The organism is Rhodoferax sp. XS2R6 (assembly GCF_056521365.1).
In genome coordinates this window covers 41207-57820 of sequence record NZ_JBWMAY010000003.1, presented here as the reverse complement: position 1 = coordinate 57820, position 16614 = coordinate 41207, and the positions used below count along the sequence as shown (strand labels likewise).

General features: G+C 58.1%; 17 protein-coding genes. 16 read left to right on the top strand and 1 reads right to left on the bottom strand.

Annotation, left to right across the window (positions count from 1 at the left end):
- Window positions 1–107: 107 nt before the first annotated feature.
- A complete protein-coding gene (locus tag AC097A_RS11800; protein WP_479620995.1) occupies window positions 108–728 on the bottom strand; it encodes a phasin family protein in 621 nt (206 codons plus the stop codon).
- Between the two features lie 164 nt (window positions 729–892).
- Between AC097A_RS11800 and AC097A_RS11795 the strand changes: the two genes are divergently transcribed.
- From AC097A_RS11795 to AC097A_RS11720, 16 genes are all read left to right on the top strand, one after another.
- Window positions 893–2893 (top strand): SDR family oxidoreductase, encoded by a 2001-nt coding sequence (locus tag AC097A_RS11795; RefSeq protein ID WP_479620994.1) that lies wholly within the window; start codon window positions 893–895, stop codon window positions 2891–2893.
- A 64-nt stretch (window positions 2894–2957) separates the two neighbouring features.
- The gene (locus AC097A_RS11790; protein ID WP_479620993.1) at window positions 2958–3326 is read left to right on the top strand and encodes a MarR family EPS-associated transcriptional regulator; all 369 of its coding nucleotides are present in this window, start codon (window positions 2958–2960) and stop codon (window positions 3324–3326) included.
- Window positions 3323–4618, top strand: coding sequence for a nucleotide sugar dehydrogenase (locus AC097A_RS11785; protein WP_479620992.1), 1296 nt, complete (start codon window positions 3323–3325; stop codon window positions 4616–4618). Before AC097A_RS11790 ends, AC097A_RS11785 begins: the two co-directional genes overlap by 4 nt.
- An 8-nt stretch (window positions 4619–4626) precedes the next feature.
- Complete coding sequence (locus tag AC097A_RS11780) at window positions 4627–5685, top strand: Gfo/Idh/MocA family protein (RefSeq protein WP_479620991.1); 1059 nt, start codon at window positions 4627–4629, stop codon at window positions 5683–5685.
- Entirely contained in the window at window positions 5685–6269 is a 585-nt protein-coding gene (locus AC097A_RS11775) for an acyltransferase (RefSeq protein ID WP_479620990.1), read from the top strand. The genes AC097A_RS11780 and AC097A_RS11775 overlap by 1 nt, the downstream gene beginning before the upstream one ends.
- Before the next feature lie 18 nt (window positions 6270–6287).
- Window positions 6288–7382 (top strand): DegT/DnrJ/EryC1/StrS family aminotransferase, encoded by a 1095-nt coding sequence (locus AC097A_RS11770; RefSeq protein WP_479620989.1) that lies wholly within the window; start codon window positions 6288–6290, stop codon window positions 7380–7382.
- Between the two features lie 33 nt (window positions 7383–7415).
- Window positions 7416–8270, top strand: coding sequence for a dTDP-4-dehydrorhamnose reductase family protein (locus tag AC097A_RS11765; RefSeq protein ID WP_479620988.1), 855 nt, complete (start codon window positions 7416–7418; stop codon window positions 8268–8270).
- Window positions 8271–8284: 14 nt separating this feature from the next.
- On the top strand, window positions 8285–9295 hold the full coding sequence (locus tag AC097A_RS11760) for a polysaccharide biosynthesis protein (RefSeq protein ID WP_479620987.1): 1011 nt from the start codon (window positions 8285–8287) through the stop codon (window positions 9293–9295).
- Complete coding sequence (gene wecB / locus AC097A_RS11755) at window positions 9289–10413, top strand: non-hydrolyzing UDP-N-acetylglucosamine 2-epimerase (protein WP_479621278.1); 1125 nt, start codon at window positions 9289–9291, stop codon at window positions 10411–10413. The genes AC097A_RS11760 and wecB overlap by 7 nt, the downstream gene beginning before the upstream one ends.
- 16 nt (window positions 10414–10429) lie before the next feature.
- Window positions 10430–11413: a glycosyltransferase family 2 protein gene (locus AC097A_RS11750; protein ID WP_479620986.1), complete on the top strand. Its 984-nt coding sequence runs from the start codon at window positions 10430–10432 to the stop codon at window positions 11411–11413.
- Window positions 11414–11476: 63 nt separating this feature from the next.
- The gene (locus AC097A_RS11745) at window positions 11477–12190 is read left to right on the top strand and encodes a class I SAM-dependent methyltransferase (RefSeq protein WP_479620985.1); all 714 of its coding nucleotides are present in this window, start codon (window positions 11477–11479) and stop codon (window positions 12188–12190) included.
- Between the two features lie 104 nt (window positions 12191–12294).
- The gene (locus AC097A_RS11740) at window positions 12295–12861 is read left to right on the top strand and encodes an SIS domain-containing protein (protein ID WP_479620984.1); all 567 of its coding nucleotides are present in this window, start codon (window positions 12295–12297) and stop codon (window positions 12859–12861) included.
- A gap of 71 nt (window positions 12862–12932) precedes the next feature.
- Complete coding sequence (locus tag AC097A_RS11735) at window positions 12933–13925, top strand: NAD-dependent epimerase/dehydratase family protein (RefSeq protein WP_479620983.1); 993 nt, start codon at window positions 12933–12935, stop codon at window positions 13923–13925.
- A gap of 7 nt (window positions 13926–13932) precedes the next feature.
- On the top strand, window positions 13933–14877 hold the full coding sequence (locus AC097A_RS11730) for an NAD-dependent epimerase/dehydratase family protein (protein WP_479620982.1): 945 nt from the start codon (window positions 13933–13935) through the stop codon (window positions 14875–14877).
- Between the two features lie 10 nt (window positions 14878–14887).
- Window positions 14888–15694: a transketolase gene (locus AC097A_RS11725; protein ID WP_479620981.1), complete on the top strand. Its 807-nt coding sequence runs from the start codon at window positions 14888–14890 to the stop codon at window positions 15692–15694.
- Window positions 15691–16611 carry a transketolase family protein gene (locus AC097A_RS11720; RefSeq protein WP_479620980.1) on the top strand — a complete coding sequence of 307 codons (921 nt, stop codon included), beginning with the start codon at window positions 15691–15693 and terminating at the stop codon, window positions 16609–16611. The genes AC097A_RS11725 and AC097A_RS11720 overlap by 4 nt, the downstream gene beginning before the upstream one ends.
- The last annotated feature ends 3 nt before the right edge of the window (window positions 16612–16614 follow it).

The window sequence follows — 16614 nt, the reverse complement described above, 5'->3', positions numbered from 1 at the left end:
AAAGTGTAGATGCGAGTGCACCTTGTTTTTGTTGCGTTGCAGCAGTGGTGATGGCGCGCAAAAAAGGGCGCCGAAGCGCCCTGGTGGTTTACGTGCCAGCACCGGTATCAAACTGGTGTTGCAGGTGTTTCTGCTGCGCCGGGGGCTGCTGGTTTGGCTGCGGGTGTGGCGCGTTTGGCGACTGCCTTTTTGGCAGGTGCGGCCGCTTTCTTGGCGGGCGCTTTCGCGGTCTTTTTGGCAGCGGGAGCTGCGGCCTTCTTCGCGGCTGGTTTCTTGGCCGGCTGTGCAGCGGGCGCTTTGGCAGCAGCAGGCGCCTTGGCAGACAGCTTTTGCACGGCCTTGTTCAGTTCGTCGATGCGGGCGATCAGGGCAGCCACGTCCTTGGCGGAGGGCACGCCCAGCTTGTTCAGTGCCTTGGCCACGCGCTCTTCAAAGATGTTTTCCAGTTTGTCCCACTGGCCAGAGGCCTTGGTGGAGATGTCGGTGGCCATGGTGGACATCTTGGATGTGGCTTCCGAAATTTTCTCTTCTGCGGCGGCCTGCGTCTTGCGCTGGATGCTCACGCCTTCCTTGACCAGGGATTCAAAAGCCTTGCTGCCCTCGGCTTGTGCGCGGGTGAAGGCACCCAGGCCGGCTTGCCAGATCTGCTGGGCAGAGTCTTTGACAGAGCCGGAGAGGTGGATGCCAGCTGCCTTGGTGGGCTTGTTTTTTTGCAGTTTTTTGACCATGGGTGCTCCTGAGAATGTGTCGGATGGGTAACTTTAGCCGAGACTCTAAGCGCAGAGGCGCTGCCTGTGTAGGTGGCCCTAACTAACCGCGCGTGTTTGCGGGTTTACGATGAACGGGATGGCTTGTAAAGTCGGTCAGAATGGTTTGATTATTTGGAGTATGTATGCAGTACTTTGTGACGGGAGCCACCGGCTTTATTGGCAAGCGCCTTGTAAAAAAATTACTGGAGCGCAAGGGCGCGGTGGTGCACTTTCTGATCCGCAAGGAGAGTGAGGGCAAAGTTGCTGACTTGCGCGAGTTTTGGGGCCTGAAAGATGCCAAGGGCGCTGCGCGTGCGGTGCCGGTATTTGGCGACCTGACCTCCAAGAAGCTGGGTGTAGCCGGTGATGCGGTCAAGGCCTTGAAAGGCAGCGTGGACCACTTCTACCACCTGGCTGCGGTGTACGACCTGGGGGCGGATGAGGAGTCGCAGATTGCAGTGAACATTGAGGGCACACGCAATACGGTGGATTTCGCCAAGGCTATTGATGCTGGGCATTTTCACCATGTGTCGTCCATCGCCGCAGCGGGCTTGTACGAAGGTGTCTTCCGGGAGGACATGTTTGAAGAGGCCGAGAACTACGACCATCCCTATTTCATGACCAAGCACGAGAGCGAAAAAATCGTGCGTAAGGACTGCAAGGTGCCCTGGTCGGTGTACCGCCCCGCCATGGTGGTGGGCGACAGCCAGACTGGCGAGATGGACAAAATCGACGGTCCGTACTACTTCTTCAAGCTGATTCAGCGCATGCGCCAGTTATTGCCGCCCTGGATGCCGGCCATCGGCCTGGAAGGGGGGCGCATCAACATCGTGCCCGTGGATTTTGTGGTGGACGCACTCGATGTCATCAGCCACAAGACCGGTATTGCCAAGAAGTGTTACCACCTGGTGGACCCTGTGGGCTACCGCGTGGGTGATGTGCTGGACATCTTCAGCAAAGCCGCCCATGCGCCCAAGATGAATGTGTTTGTGAATGCAGCCCTGTTGGGCTTCATCCCACGCAGCGTGACTAAGAGTCTGATGGCGCTGGCGCCCGTGCGCCGTGTGCGCAATGCCATCATGAAAGACCTGAGCCTGCCCGAGGACATGCTCACGTTTGTGAACTACCCCACGCGCTTTGACTGCCGGGATACCCAAGCCATGCTCAAGGGCAGCGGTGTGGAGTGCCCCAACCTCAAGGACTACGCTTGGCGGCTGTGGGATTACTGGGAACGCCACCTCGATCCCGATCTGCACATCGACCGCAGCCTGCGCGGCACCGTGGGTGGCAAGGTGGTGTTGATTACCGGCGGATCGTCCGGCATCGGCTTGGCCGCAGCGCATAAGTTTGCCGAAGCGGGCGCCACCACCATCATTTGTGGCCGCGATGTTGACAAGCTGGAAGAGGCCTGCAAAGAGGCCAAGGCCAAGGGTTACAACTTTGTGGCGTACCCGGCAGATATTGCCGATATGGCGGATTGCGACCGTTTTGTGCAGGTGCTGATTGAGAACCACGGTGGCGTGGACTTTCTGATCAACAACGCTGGCCGCTCCATTCGCCGCGCGATTGAGTCCAGTTACGACCGCTTTCACGATTACGAGCGCACCATGCAGCTCAACTACTTTGGCTGCCTACGCGTCACCATGGGCTTACTGCCAGGCATGGTGGCGAAAAAGAAGGGCCATGTGGTCAACATCAGCTCCATCGGTGTGCTGACCAATGCGCCTCGTTTCAGTGCCTACGTGGCGTCCAAAGCAGCACTGGATGCCTGGACCCGCTGCGCATCCAGCGAGTTTGCTGATCAGGGCATCAGCTTTACGACTATCAACATGCCACTGGTGCGCACCCCCATGATTGCACCTACGGGCATCTACAACAACGTGCCCACGCTCTCCCCCGAACAAGCCGCCGACATGGTGGCCGACGCCTGTATCAGCAAACCCGTACGCATCGCCACCCGCCTGGGCATCACCGGCCAAGTGCTGCATGCCCTGGTTCCGCGCATCGCCCAAATCGCCATGAACACCAGCTTCCGCATGTTCCCGGATTCATCGGCCGCCAAGGGCTCCAAACCCGGGGAAAAGCCGAAGTTGTCGGCAGAAGCGATTGCGATGCAGCAGATGATGCGAGGCATCCACTTCTGACCTAAGAGTGTGATTTCTGCATCTGGCGTTTAGAATGTTCAATCGATGAACAAGCTCGCGCCAGATGTCCGCCTCTTCTGAGGAATCCAGCCTGCAGGTCCTGCGCCTGCTGGCGAGGAACCCGCAGCTCACCCAGCGTGAGTTGGCGGCGGAGCTGGGCGTGAGCCTGGGCAAGGTCAATTACTGTGTGCAGGCTCTGTTGTCCAAGGGCTTCATCAAGTTGCAGAACTTCCGCGGAAGCCGCAACAAGCTGGCCTATGCCTATTTGCTGACGCCTTCGGGCATTGCCGCCAAAAGCAGCTTGGCGCTGAGCTTCTTGCAGATCAAGATGGCCGAATACGAACGCCTGCAGGCGGAGATTGAACAGCTGCAGCGCGAGGCCGAGGCTGACCCCTTGGATGGCCAGTCTGTGAACGGGATGGATGTGAAATGAAACAACTCGATGGTGTGATTGCAGTCATTGGCCTGGGCTATGTTGGCCTGCCTTTGGCGGTGGAGTTTGCCAAGGGCCGCAAGGTGATTGGTTTTGACATCAATCCAGCGCGTATTGCTGAGCTGCAGGCCGGTAAGGACAGCACCTTGGAGGTGTCCTCCGAAGAGTTGCAAGCTGCAGCGCATGCCACTTACACCGCAGACCGAAATCTGCTCAAGCAGTGCCAGGTGTTTATCGTGACGGTCCCCACTCCGGTGGATACCGCCAACCGCCCCGATATGACACCCCTGGTCAAGGCCAGCGAGACCGTGGGCAAGGTGTTGCCCGAGGGCGCCGTGGTGATCTACGAATCCACGGTCTATCCCGGCGCCACCGAAGAGGTCTGCGTGCCCGTATTGGAAAAATTCTCCGGCCTCAAGTTCAATCAGGGTTTCTATTGCGGCTACAGCCCGGAGCGCATCAACCCAGGTGACAAGGTCAACACACTCACCAAGATCAAGAAGATCACCAGCGGCAGCACCCCTGAGATGGCCGACGCGGTGGACGCGCTGTACCGCAGCATCATCACGGCCGGTACCCACAAGGCCAGCAGCCTCAAGGTGGCCGAGGCCGCCAAGGTGATAGAGAACACCCAGCGCGATCTGAATATTGCGCTGATCAACGAGTTATCTGTCATCTTTGCCCGACTCGGCATCGACACGCTGGACGTGCTCGAGGCCGCTGGCAGCAAGTGGAATTTTCTGCCTTTCCGTCCGGGGCTTGTGGGCGGTCACTGCATTGGCGTCGATCCTTACTATCTGACGCACAAAGCCGAGGAAGTGGGCTACCACCCGCAGGTCATCCTAGCCGGGCGGCGAATCAATGACAACATGGCGCGGTACGTCGCGCGCAACACCATCAAGCTGATGTTACAGAACGGTCTGGACGTGCCTCGCTGTCGTGTGGGCGTATTGGGTATTACCTTCAAGGAAAATTGCCCGGATATCCGCAACAGCAAGGTCGTGGATGCGGTGCGCGAGTTCGAGTCCTGGGGCGTGGAGGTCGTTGTGGCCGACCCTTGGGCCAGCGCAAACGAAGTGCAGCATGAGTACGGCCTGAAGCTCGGCGTGATTGACGCCGCCCATCCTGTAGATGCGTTGGTGGTGGCCGTGGGGCACAACGAATACCGGCATGCCAATGTGCAAGACTTGCGCGCCCTCTGCCGTGGCGACAAGCCGGTTTTTGCCGACGTGAAGAGCCTGTTTGATCGCCATGCGGCCGCCGCTACTGGCTTTACCGTATTCCGACTGTGAGTTCTGTCATGAGTAACGCTCCCATCACGCAACGCAAGATTCGTTTCGCTTTGGTCGGTTGCGGCCGGATTGCGAAGAACCATTTCGACTCCATTCGCCAGCACGCCGACCATGCCGAGCTGGTAAACGTCTGCGACACCGATCCCGCTGCATTGCAAAAGGCTGTGCATGCCACTGGTGCTGCTGGATACGCAAGCCTCGCTACCCTGTTGCAACAGACGACGGCCGATTGCGTAATCCTTACCACTCCTAGTGGCATCCATCCGCAGCAAGCAGTGGAAGTGGCCCGCGCCGGACGCCATGTGCTGAGCGAGAAGCCCATGGCCACCAAATGGGAGGATGGTTTGCGCATGGTGCGTGCTTGTGAGGATGCTGGTGTACGCCTGTTCGTCGTCAAGCAAAACCGCAAGAATGCGACGCTGCAGTTGCTCAAGCAGGCAGTGAGCCATAAGCGCTTCGGTCAGATCTACATGGTGACCCTCAACGTTTTCTGGCAGCGTCCGCAGGCGGGTTATTACGACCAGGCCAAGTGGCGTGGCACCTGGGATCTGGACGGCGGTGCCTTCATGAACCAGGCCAGTCACTATGTGGACCTGTTGGAATGGCTGATCGGCCCCATCGATTCCCTGCATGCCTACACGGCTACGCTGGCGCGCGATATCGAGGCCGAGGATAGTGGTGTGCTCAGTGTGCGCTGGCGCAATGGGGCATTGGGCTCGCTCAACTGCACCATGTTGACATACCCCAAGAACCTGGAAGGTTCCATCACCATCCTGGGTGAAAAAGGCACGGTGCGTGTGGGTGGTGTGGCCGTCAACGAGATCCAGGAATGGCAGTTCGCCGACAGTCGCCCCGAGGATGCGCAGATCAAGGCGGCCAGCTACGAGACCACCAGCGTCTACGGTTTTGGCCATCCCCTGTACTACGACAACGTCATCAAAACTTTGCGCGGTGAAGCTGAAGCAGACGTGGATGGCCGTGAAGGCCTGAAGTCTCTGGAAGTGCTGATTGCCGCCTACCGCTCTGCGCGTGATGGCGTGCGCGTGGGTCTCCCGCTGGAACTGTGATGAGCGTCAGCACGACTATTCATCTTTCGGCCATCGTTGACGCTGGTGCGCAGGTTGGTGAAGGCTGCCGCATCTGGCACTGGGTGCACATCAGTGCGGGCGCGCGCATCGGTCGCGCCTGCTCCTTCGGGCAAAACGTGTTCGTCGGCAACGACGTACTGATCGGTAACAACGTCAAGGTGCAGAACAACGTCAGCGTCTACGACGCAGTGACGCTGGAGGACGACGTCTTTTGTGGCCCCAGCATGGTCTTCACCAATGTCTATAACCCGCGCAGTGCGGTCACTCGCAAGGATGAATACCGGCGTACGCTGATTCGTCGCGGCGCGACGCTGGGTGCCAATTCCACCATCGTCTGTGGCGTGACGGTGGGGCAGTACGCGTTCATTGGTGCCGGCGCTGTGGTGAACCATGACGTTCCGGATTACGCGCTGATGGTTGGCGTGCCGGCACGCCAGATCGGCTGGATGAACCAGCACGGCGAACGTCTGGACCTGCCTTTGGGCGGGAACGCAGAGACCGTTTGCGCGCAGACCGGGCAGCGGTATGAACTGCGGGATGGCCAGTGCCGTCTGGTGGACTGAAAACAGGAAGCGCATTGCATGGAATTCATTGACCTCAAGTGCCAGTATCAGCGGCTCAAGCCCCAGATCGACGCGGCGATCCAGCGCGTGCTGGACCACGGGCAGTTCATTCTGGGCCCTGAAGTGGCAGAACTCGAAGAGAGGCTGGTGGCCTACACCGGCGCCAAGTACTGCATCAGTGTGGCGAATGGCACGGACGCCCTGCAGATCGCGCTGATGGCGCTGGGTGTGGGCCCGGGTGACGAAGTCATCACTCCCGGCTTTACCTATATCGCGACAGCCGAAACGGTGGCCCTGCTGGGGGCCAGGCCGGTGTATGTGGACATTGATGCGCGTACCTACAATCTGGATCCGGCACTGCTGGAAGCGGCCATCACGCTACGGACCAAGGCTATCATCCCGGTCAGCCTGTATGGCCAGTGCGCCGACTTTGACGCTATCAACGCTATCTCGGTGCGCCATGGCCTCACTGTCATTGAAGATGCCGCGCAGAGTTTTGGTGCCAGCTACAAGGGACGCAAGAGTTGCAATCTCAGTACTATTGCCTGTGCGAGTTTTTTTCCCAGCAAGCCGCTGGGGTGCTATGGGGACGGTGGCGCCATCTTCACAAGCGATGACGAACTAGCCAAGGTCATGCGCCAGATCGCGCGCCACGGACAGGATCGGCGCTACCATCACGTGCGGGTGGGTGTGAACAGCCGGCTTGATACCCTGCAGGCCGCGATTCTATTGCCTAAGCTAACGGTGCTGGACGAGGAGCTGGCGCAACGCCAGGAAGTCGCCGCACGTTATGCCAAGCTGCTGAGCGGCATCGGCCTGAAGACAACGCCAGTGGTCGAGCCCCACAACGTCAGTGCCTGGGCGCAGTACACGGTGCGTGTTTCGTCCCGTGATGCGGTGCAGAAGCACCTCGCTGACGTGGGGATTCCCACGGCAGTTCATTACCCTATTCCCCTGAACAAGCAGCCTGCGGTGGAGGACAACTCCGTGCGTTTGCCGGTAGGTGATGAGGTCGCTAGGTTGGTGATGAGTCTACCCATGAGTGCCGATTTGGTGCTTGAGCAACAGCGAAAAGTCGCTGACGCGTTGCTGACCTGGAGCCAGAGGGCTTGATATGCGGGCGCGTTTGATGATGAGGGGAGTGCGATGAAAATACTGGTGCTGGGTGCCAGCGGTATGCTCGGGAATGCCGTGATACGCGTCTTGAGTGAGGCCAAGGATTGGCAGGTCTTCGGGACGGTTCGCTCGGGTTCCGCCTACAGGTTCTTCGCACCAGGTATCGCCGACAAGCTCATTGCCGGGGTGGATGTGGAGGATCAGGACGCACTGGTCCGCGTGTTCACGCGGGTCCGCCCGGATGTTGTCATCAACTGCATTGGCCTGATCAAGCAGCTGACCGAGGGCGACGACCCTCTGCTGGCGCTGCCGATCAATGCCATGCTTCCGCATCGTCTGGCCAGGCTTTGCAAGCTGGCGGGAAGTCGCCTGATTCATGTCAGCACGGATTGCGTCTTCTCCGGCGCCAAGGGGGGCTATGTAGAGGAAGATGCTTCGGATGCGCAAGATCTGTATGGAAAATCTAAATTCCTGGGTGAGGTGAACGATGCTCACGCCATTACCTTGCGGACTTCGATCATCGGGCATGAGTTGCAAAGTGCGCATGGGCTGGTCGACTGGTTCCTGTCCCAGCAAGGACGTTGCAAGGGCTATAGGCGTGCTATCTTTTCCGGGCTTCCCACGGTCGTTCTCGCGAAGATCATGCGTGACGTGGTCATTCCCAGGCCTGAGTTGAGTGGTCTGTACCACGTGGCCGCAGCGCCCATTGCCAAGCTGGACCTGCTGACACTGGTGGCCCGTCAATACAATCAAAGCATAGAGATCGTTCCTGACGATGCGCTGGTGATTGACCGGTCCCTGCGTGCGGATCGTTTTCAGCAGGCATCGGGCTATATCGCTGAGGCGTGGCCTGAGCTGATCAAGCAGATGCACGCATACAAATAAACCTGGATGGCGATATGTTCGAAGACAAAGTGCTGATGATCACCGGTGGTACGGGTTCTTTTGGCAATGCGGTACTGAAGCGATTTCTGTCCACAGACCTCCGGGAAATCCGGATATTCAGCCGCGATGAGAAAAAGCAGGAAGAGATGCGCCTTGCGCTCAACCATGACAAGCTCAAGTTCTACCTGGGCGATGTTCGTGAGTACAGCAGCATTAACCAGGCTCTCAAGGGTGTGGACTATGTCTTCCATGCGGCTGCGCTCAAGCAGGTGCCCTCCTGCGAGTTCTATCCCATGGAGGCTGTCAGGACGAATGTCCTGGGGACCGAGAACCTGATGACTGCTGCGATTGCCAACCAAGTGAAGCGTGTCGTCCTGCTCAGCACGGACAAGGCGGTCTACCCGATCAACGCCATGGGTATCTCCAAGGCGATGATGGAAAAGCTCATGGTGGCCAAGGCGCGCATGCAGGCCGAGAGCGAAACCTTGTTTTGTGCTACCCGGTACGGCAATGTCATGGCGTCTCGAGGGTCAGTGATCCCGCTTTTTATCCAGCAACTGCGGGAGGGCAAGCCGTTGACCGTTACTGATCCAGCCATGACCCGTTTCCTGATGTCTCTGGAAGAGTCGGTGGACTTGGTCCTGTTCGCTTTTCAGAATGCACGGCAAGGCGATATCTTTGTGCAAAAGGCCCCGGCGTCCACCGTGGCGGACCTGGCGCAGGCGCTGAAGGAGCTTTTTTCGCCGAAGGCGGAGGTTCGCATAATTGGAACCCGCCACGGTGAGAAGCTGTACGAGTCGCTGCTGTCGCGCGAGGAGATGGCGCATGCACATGATATGGGTGGCTACTACAGGGTCCCTGCGGACAACCGTGATCTGAACTACAACAAGTTCTTTGTGGACGGCGAAACAAAGATCTCGCGCTTCGAGGACTACACCTCCCACAACGCCGAGCGCTTGAGCGTGGAGCAGGTCAAGGCATTGCTGTTGAAGCTCGACTACATCCAAGAGAAACTTGTATCATGAAGGTTATGACCATCGTGGGCACCCGCCCCGAGCTGATCAAGATGAGCCGGGTGATTGCCGAGTTTGACCGGCATGTCACACACATCCTCGTGCATACCGGGCAGAACTATGACTATGAGCTCAATCAGATCTTTTTCGAGGATCTGGGCATACGTAAACCGGATTACTTTCTGGAAGCTGTCGGAGAGAACGCTGCACATACCATTGGCCAAGTGATCATCAAGGCCGATGAGGTGCTGCGCAAGGAGCGCCCCGATGCGCTGCTTCTGTATGGAGATACCAACTCCTGCATGGCCGTCATCTCGGCCAAGCGCCTGAAGATTCCGGTGTTTCATATGGAAGCGGGCAACCGCTGCTTTGATGAGCGGGTGCCCGAGGAGCTCAATCGCAAGGTGCTGGACCATCTGAGTGACATCAACCTTGTGCTGACCGAGCATGCGCGACGCTATCTGCTGGCAGAAGGCGTGCGTCCGGAGACCATCATCAAGACCGGCTCGCACATGGAAGAGGTGCTGGACTTCTACAAGCCAGGGATAGAGGCGTCTGACGTACTGAGCCGTATGGGCTTGCAGCCCGGCCGCTACTTCATCGTGAGCGCGCACCGCGAGGAGAATGTCGACACGCCAGCCAATCTGAAAGATCTGCTGGGCACCTTGAACGCCTTGGCACAGGCCCATGGGGTGCCGGTCATCGTGTCCACCCACCCGCGTACCCGTAAGCGTCTTGATGATCTGGGTGTGGGCTTGTTGAATCCGCAGGTGCAATTTTCCAAGCCCTTTGGTTTTTTTGACTTCATCAAGCTGCAGATGCATTCTCTGTGCGTGGTATCCGACAGCGGCACCATCACGGAAGAGGCCTCGCTTCTGGATCTGCCAGCGATCACCATCCGCAATGCCCATGAACGGCCAGAGGGAATGGATGTGGGCACGTTGGTCATGACGGGTCTGAAAAAACAGCCTGTGTTGGATGCCGTGCAGGTGGTGCTGGCGCAGCGCAAGGCGGGCATCCGTATGTTGCCGGTGGAAGACTACAAGGGCGGCGCTGTGTCCGCTAAAGTGTTGCGCATCGTTCTGAGCTACTCGGACTATGTCAAACGTACGGTGTGGTCAGAGTCCTGATTCAGATGGGCCGGCCATGAAAAAGCGAGACGAAGTGATGGGTGCCAAGGTGTCGATTGTGATCCCTGTGTACAACGGGGCTAACTATCTGGCCGAGGCGATCGAGAGTGCTTTGGCGCAGACGCATACCAATTTCGAGGTGGTCGTTGTCAATGATGGCTCTAACGATGATGGCGAGACCCAGCGCGTGGCGCAGCGCTATGCCGGGCGCATACGCTATTTTGAAAAACTGAATGGCGGAGTCGCTTCGGCTTTGAATTTCGGTATTGCGGAGATGACGGGCGAGTATTTCTCGTGGTTGAGCCATGATGATCTATACCTTCCTGACAAGATCGCGTCGCAACTGGACTGTCTGGCAAGCGCGGTATCTGATCGCGCGCTCATTGTGTATGGTAACTGCGCGGTTTTCACAGGGGACCCGGCGCAAGCGCAGGCGGTGGATGTGCCGGATGCCGGTCTGAAGTATTTCAGGTACCTGTTGGCAACCAGCAGTGCTGTCCATGGCTGCACATTGCTGATTCCCAAGTCTGCCTTTGACAGAGGAGGATTTGATGTTTCCAAGCCGACGACGCAGGACTACGACATGTGGTTTCGCTTGGCTGGCGCATTGGATTTCGTGAAGCTCGACAGGACCTTGGTGCTGGCGCGCCAGCATCCGGAGCAGGACAGCGTGAAAAAGCGCAAAAAAGTGCGTGCGGAAAAAAATGCGATCTATTGCGGCTTTCTCGCGGAGTTAGGGCCGGAAGATGTCAATCCTGCAAGCCAGCTATCACCGGCGCGGGCGTATATGCAGCTTGCAATGGGCTACGCCAAGCATGGCCTGGTGGGCGCCACTTTGGCGGCAGCGGGAAAGTCGATGTCTTGCCTGAGTTTTCGTAAGGGGGCAGATGCGCTAGCCACCGTTTTGGGCTTGGCGCTGATCTGCACCGTGGGCATTCCCTGGGGACTTGCGAGGGCGCGTGTCGCTGACGTTGTGCGAGATACGAAGACGGCCGCGTAGAGCGGCTATCGGTGGCTCGTGGCTACCTTGATGGTTCAGATGACGTTTCAATAATTTTAGATCATGAGCAAAATTAACCGCTATAAAGCCTTTATTGCACGCATCCCGCTTCTGGGGGCTGTTGCGAAAACCATTTGGACGGCGCTGCGTCCACGCCCCCATTTTCCCGGGTCTGGGGCTTATTGGGAGAGCCGGTATGCGGCGGGAGGGACGTCGGGTTCGGGTTCATACGATGCGCTGGCGGGCTTCAAGGCCGAAGTCATCAATGGCTTTGTCCATGAGCACGGCGTGGCAAGTGTCATGGAGTTCGGTTGTGGCGACGGCAATCAGCTGAAGCTGGCCCGCTACCCGGACTATCTTGGGCTGGATGTTTCAGATGCGGCGGTCGCGCGCTGCAGTGCATTTTTCTCGGGTGACGCATCCAAGCGATTCAAAAATGTCGCGGCTTACGCAGGCGAAAAAGCCGATCTCTCCATGTCTCTGGATGTGATCTATCACCTTGTCGAGGATGCGGTATTTGATGCATATATGCGCAGGCTGTTTGGGGCCGCGAGCAAGTATGTGATCGTTTACTCATCCAATGATGAAGGCTTGAACGCCAAATATGGCGGGTATCACGTCAAGCACAGAAAATTCACCGATTGGGTGGTGGCCCATGCGCCAACGTGGAGTCTGCAGTCTATGCGGGCGAGTGCATATCCTTTTGACGAGGCGGATCCCGACCATACCTCCTTGGCCGACTTTTACTTTTACCAACGCACGGCCTCTGTAGAATGAAGGGTTGGCAGGTGCAGCCCTTGCAGCGCGCAGTTCTCTGAGCGAAAAGGGTTCTAAGAGTGGCCTCCTAATGAGGCCGGGCAGATTTTATTGGTGATCTATTCATGATGCAGCAGCATATCGAGGCTTATACAAAAAATTTGATTCAGGCATTGAGCCTGGAGGGCATGCGACAGGTGCCTTTGCTTGGTGCAGCCATGCGCGAGGCCTGGCAAAAAGGCAACGGCATCTACATCTGCGGCAACGGCGGCAGCGCGGGCAACGCGGTGCACTTGGCCAATGATTTTCTGTACGGTGTCGGTCGCAAAAAAGGCATAGGGATGCGGGTCGAGGCCTTGAGTGCCAACCCGGCCGTGCTGACCTGCTTGGCCAATGACATCGGGTATGACCAGGTGTATGCCGAGCAGCTTCGGGTAAAGGCAAACGCCGGCGATGTTCTGATTGTTTTCTCCGGCAGCGGAAATTCGCCCAATGTCGTCAAGGCGATCGAGATGGGCAATTCCTTGGGCATGAAGACGTTTGCGGTGCTGGGCTATTCGGGCGGCAAGTGCAAGGAAGTGGCACAGGTCCCTATCCATTTTGCCATCGACGATATGCAGATCGCTGAGGATCTGCAGTTGATCGTGGGCCATATGTGCATGCAGTGGCTCTGCGAGCATCCGGATGATTGATTGACGGCCTTATTTTCTTCTGCTCTTCCGGGTGGGGCCAGTAGGCCAGGCCGGAGGGGATAAAAATTCTTATGAGCAAACGATTTCTCGTCATCGGTAGCAACTCGTTTTCCGGCGCGTGCTTTGTGGACTATCTGCTGGAGCAAGGCTGCGAGGTGCTGGGGGCCAGTCGCTCGGCCGAACCGCACGACGTCTTCCTGCCCTACAAGTGGGGCACGAAACGCGACCATTTCGCGTTCCGCCAGATCGATCTCAACCACCAGCTCGATGAACTGCTGCGTTGGGTCGAAGAGCTGCAACCGGAGTACGTGGTGAATTTCGCAGCGCAGGGCATGGTCGCCCAGAGTTGGCTGACGCCCGAGCACTGGTACCAGACCAATGTCGTCGGACAGGTCCAGCTGCACGACCGGCTGCGCAAGCTGCCCTTCCTCAAACGCTATGTCCATGTCAGCACGCCCGAGGCGTATGGCAGCACAGAGGGCTGGATCACGGAGAGCTTCCACTTCGCGCCCAGCACTCCCTATGCGGTGTCGCGTGCCGCCTGCGATCTGCATCTGATGAGCTTTTTCAAGGCCTACCAGTTTCCTGTGTGTTTCACGCGTGCCGCGAACGTGTATGGCCCAGGCCAGCAGCTGTACCGGGTGATGCCGCGCGCCATGCTCTATGCGCGCCTTGGCAAGAAGATGCAGCTACACGGCGGCGGGCACTCCATCCGCTCCTTTATTCACATCAACGATGTGGCCGATGCCACCTACCGGATCGCCCTGAATGGCGTGGCTGGTGACAGCTACCATATTTCCACCCCTGATACGGTATCGATCCGGGAGTTGGTCGAGCAGATTGCCGATTTGACGAATACGCCGTTTGCAGACCTCGCTGAAGTTTCCGAGGATCGCCTGGGCAAGGACCAGGCCTATCTGCTCGAAAGCAGCAAGATCCGCAAGGAACTGGGCTGGTCTCATCGTGTGGGCCTGGGCGATGGCCTCAAGGAGACCCTGGCCTGGGTGGACAAGAGCCTCGAAGTCCTGAAAACTCTACCGGCTGATTACATTCACAAACCCTGAAAATTCCATGAATATCCTGATTACTGGCGGTTGCGGCTTTGTCGGCACCGTACTCACTGCGCAACTCCTGCAAGACGGCCACCAGATCACGGTGGTGGATACTCAGTGGTTTGGCAATCACCTCAAGCCCCATCCCCAGCTGACAGTGCTGCAGCAGGACACGCGCGATGTGGACAGCATTCCGCTGAAGAATGTCGATGCCGTGATCCACCTGGCGAACATCGCCAATGACCCCGGCGTGGAAATGAATCCGACCCTGTCGTGGGAAGTCAATGTACTGGCCACGCAGCAATTGGCCGACCGTGCCGTGCGCGCGGGCGTCAAGCAGTTCCTCTTTGCGAGTTCCGGCAGCGTGTATGGCGTGAAGGATGATCCGCAGGTGACCGAAGACCTAGAGCTGGTGCCCATCAGCGCCTACAACAAGACCAAGATGGTCGCCGAGCGCGTGCTGCTGAGCTACTCGGATGTCATGCAGATCCATTGCATCCGACCAGCAACGGTGTGCGGCTACTCGCCGCGCATGCGCCTGGATGTAAGCGTCAACATGCTCACCATGCAGGCATTGAAGAATGGCCGGATGACGGTGTTTGGTGGCGATCAGACGCGACCCAACATCCATATCAACGATATGGTGAACGTGTACCGCCATTTTCTGGCCAAGCCTGGCCTGCCCTCTGGTTGCTACAACGCTGGTTTCGAGAACATTTCCATTCTCGATATCGCAAAGAAAGTGGCTGAGAAGATCCCCGCCGAGATCGCGATCTCGGCATCCAACGACCCGCGCTCTTATCGGCAAAACTCAGACAAGTTGCTGGCCACAGGGTTTGTGCAGAGCACGACGGTCTCCGATGCCATCGACGATGTGATCACGAAATTCAAGTCCGGTGAGCTGGTCGAAACCGATCAGTGCTACACCGTGCGCTGGATGAAGCACTTGAATCTTCAAGCCTGACGGCCAAGCCATGACTACTTCCGTTCAACTGGCAGCGCAATTTCGCGCCAAGGCGATAGAAATGTCCCATGCCGCAGAAGCGGCGCATCTGGGTTCTGCGCTTTCGTGCATCGACATAGTTGCTGTGCTGTACCATTCCGTGCTGCGTCTGGATCCCAAGCAGCCCAAATGGGAGGGGCGTGATCGCTTCATCCTGAGCAAGGGGCATGCGGCCACCGCGCTGTATGCGGCGCTGGCCTACAAGGGCTTTATCAGCGAAGCCGATTTAAAAACCTATGGCAAAGTGGGTTCCCTGCTGGAAGAGCACCCCACACCCAAGCTGCCTGGTGTCGAAGCGGCGACGGGGTCCCTGGGGCACGGCTTGCCCTGCGGTTGCGGCATGGCACTGGCCAGCCGCATCAAAGGCCAGGACTACCGCAGCTTCGTTCTGATGAGCGATGGCGAATGCAACGAGGGCTCCGTCTGGGAGGCGGCCCTGTTTGCTGCCGCGAATCGACTGGGCAGTCTCTGCGCCTTTGTGGACTTCAACAAATGGCAGGCGACCGGCCGCAGCAAAGAGGTGCTGGCCCTGGATCCCTTGGTGGACAAATTCAGAAGCTTTGGCTGGCTGGTGCACGAAATCGATGGCCACGACCATCAACAGATTCTTACGGCCGTGCAAGGCGTTTCCAGCGCCAATGCGAAACCCACCATGGTGGTTGCGCACACGGTCAAGGGCAAGGGTGTCTCCTTCATGGAGGATGACAACAATTGGCACTATCGGATCCCTACGGTAGAAGAAGTGAGCAAAGCTAAATTGGAGCTCGGCGTGTCATGAGAAATGCATTCGCGAAGGCCGTGACCGAGCTGGGTGATGAATACCCGGAACTGGTCATGATGGCTGGGGATATTGGGAACCGTCTCTTTGACCGATTCAAGGAAAAGCACCCGACCCGCTTCTACAACTGCGGTGTTGCGGAAGCCAATATGACCGGAGTTGCCTCGGGGCTTGCTGCGTCGGGGCTGCGCCCTATTACCTACACCATCACGCCGTTCAATACGGTGCGCTGTCTTGAGCAGATCCGGCTGGATGTCTGCTATCCCGATTTGCCCGTCATTGTGGTGGGCACAGGGTCCGGACTCTCCTATGCGGGTCTGGGGGCGACGCACCACTCCATGGAGGACATCGCCATTCTCCGTACGCTGCCCAATATGCATGTGGTCTGCCCGGCCGACACGGTAGAGGTCCGCTTGGCCGTCAAGGCTGCGTTGCGCCTGGGGCGTCCCACCTATATCCGACTCGGAAAAAAGGGGGAGCCCCTTGTCCACCAATCCGATCCCGTGTTTGAAATCGGGCGCGGCATTGTCATGCGCGCGGGGTCCGATGTGGCAATCCTCAGTGTGGGCACCATGCTGGATACGGCCTTGAAAAGTGCCGACCAGTTGCAACAGGCAGGTGTATCGACCGAGGTCATTAGCCTGCATACGGTCAAGCCGCTGGATGACCAGTTACTGAGTGCGCTCTTTGCCGACAAGAAGCTGGTCGTGGTTCTGGAAGAACATGGCCTCATCGGTGGTGCGGGCAGTGCCGTGCTGGAGTGGGGCAACGCCAAGTGCGTTGCGCTGGACAAGCTGGTCTGCATAGGCGCTCCGGACCGATTCCTGTCCGCATGCGGAGACCAGGATCAGGCACGAATCCTGTACGGCTTGGTGCCTGACAAGGTCTGCGAGCGGGTGCTTGAGCGACTGAAGTGAGTG

Bases quoted from the DNA above. Each gene is read 5' to 3' on its own strand.
- AC097A_RS11780 (WP_479620991.1), top strand. From the start codon at position 4,627: ATGAGTAACGCTCCCATCACGCAACGCAAGATTCGTTTCGCTTTGGTC.
- AC097A_RS11800 (WP_479620995.1), bottom strand. From the start codon at position 728: ATGGTCAAAAAACTGCAAAAAAACAAGCCCACCAAGGCAGCTGGCATC.
- AC097A_RS11795 (WP_479620994.1), top strand. From the start codon at position 893: ATGCAGTACTTTGTGACGGGAGCCACCGGCTTTATTGGCAAGCGCCTT.
- AC097A_RS11725 (WP_479620981.1), top strand. From the start codon at position 14,888: ATGACTACTTCCGTTCAACTGGCAGCGCAATTTCGCGCCAAGGCGATA.
- AC097A_RS11720 (WP_479620980.1), top strand. From the start codon at position 15,691: ATGAGAAATGCATTCGCGAAGGCCGTGACCGAGCTGGGTGATGAATAC.
- AC097A_RS11765 (WP_479620988.1), top strand. From the start codon at position 7,416: ATGAAAATACTGGTGCTGGGTGCCAGCGGTATGCTCGGGAATGCCGTG.
- AC097A_RS11775 (WP_479620990.1), top strand. From the start codon at position 5,685: ATGAGCGTCAGCACGACTATTCATCTTTCGGCCATCGTTGACGCTGGT.
- AC097A_RS11740 (WP_479620984.1), top strand. From the start codon at position 12,295: ATGATGCAGCAGCATATCGAGGCTTATACAAAAAATTTGATTCAGGCA.
- AC097A_RS11730 (WP_479620982.1), top strand. From the start codon at position 13,933: ATGAATATCCTGATTACTGGCGGTTGCGGCTTTGTCGGCACCGTACTC.
- AC097A_RS11770 (WP_479620989.1), top strand. From the start codon at position 6,288: ATGGAATTCATTGACCTCAAGTGCCAGTATCAGCGGCTCAAGCCCCAG.
- AC097A_RS11750 (WP_479620986.1), top strand. From the start codon at position 10,430: ATGAAAAAGCGAGACGAAGTGATGGGTGCCAAGGTGTCGATTGTGATC.
- AC097A_RS11760 (WP_479620987.1), top strand. From the start codon at position 8,285: ATGTTCGAAGACAAAGTGCTGATGATCACCGGTGGTACGGGTTCTTTT.
- AC097A_RS11790 (WP_479620993.1), top strand. From the start codon at position 2,958: ATGTCCGCCTCTTCTGAGGAATCCAGCCTGCAGGTCCTGCGCCTGCTG.
- AC097A_RS11735 (WP_479620983.1), top strand. From the start codon at position 12,933: ATGAGCAAACGATTTCTCGTCATCGGTAGCAACTCGTTTTCCGGCGCG.
- AC097A_RS11745 (WP_479620985.1), top strand. From the start codon at position 11,477: ATGAGCAAAATTAACCGCTATAAAGCCTTTATTGCACGCATCCCGCTT.
- AC097A_RS11785 (WP_479620992.1), top strand. From the start codon at position 3,323: ATGAAACAACTCGATGGTGTGATTGCAGTCATTGGCCTGGGCTATGTT.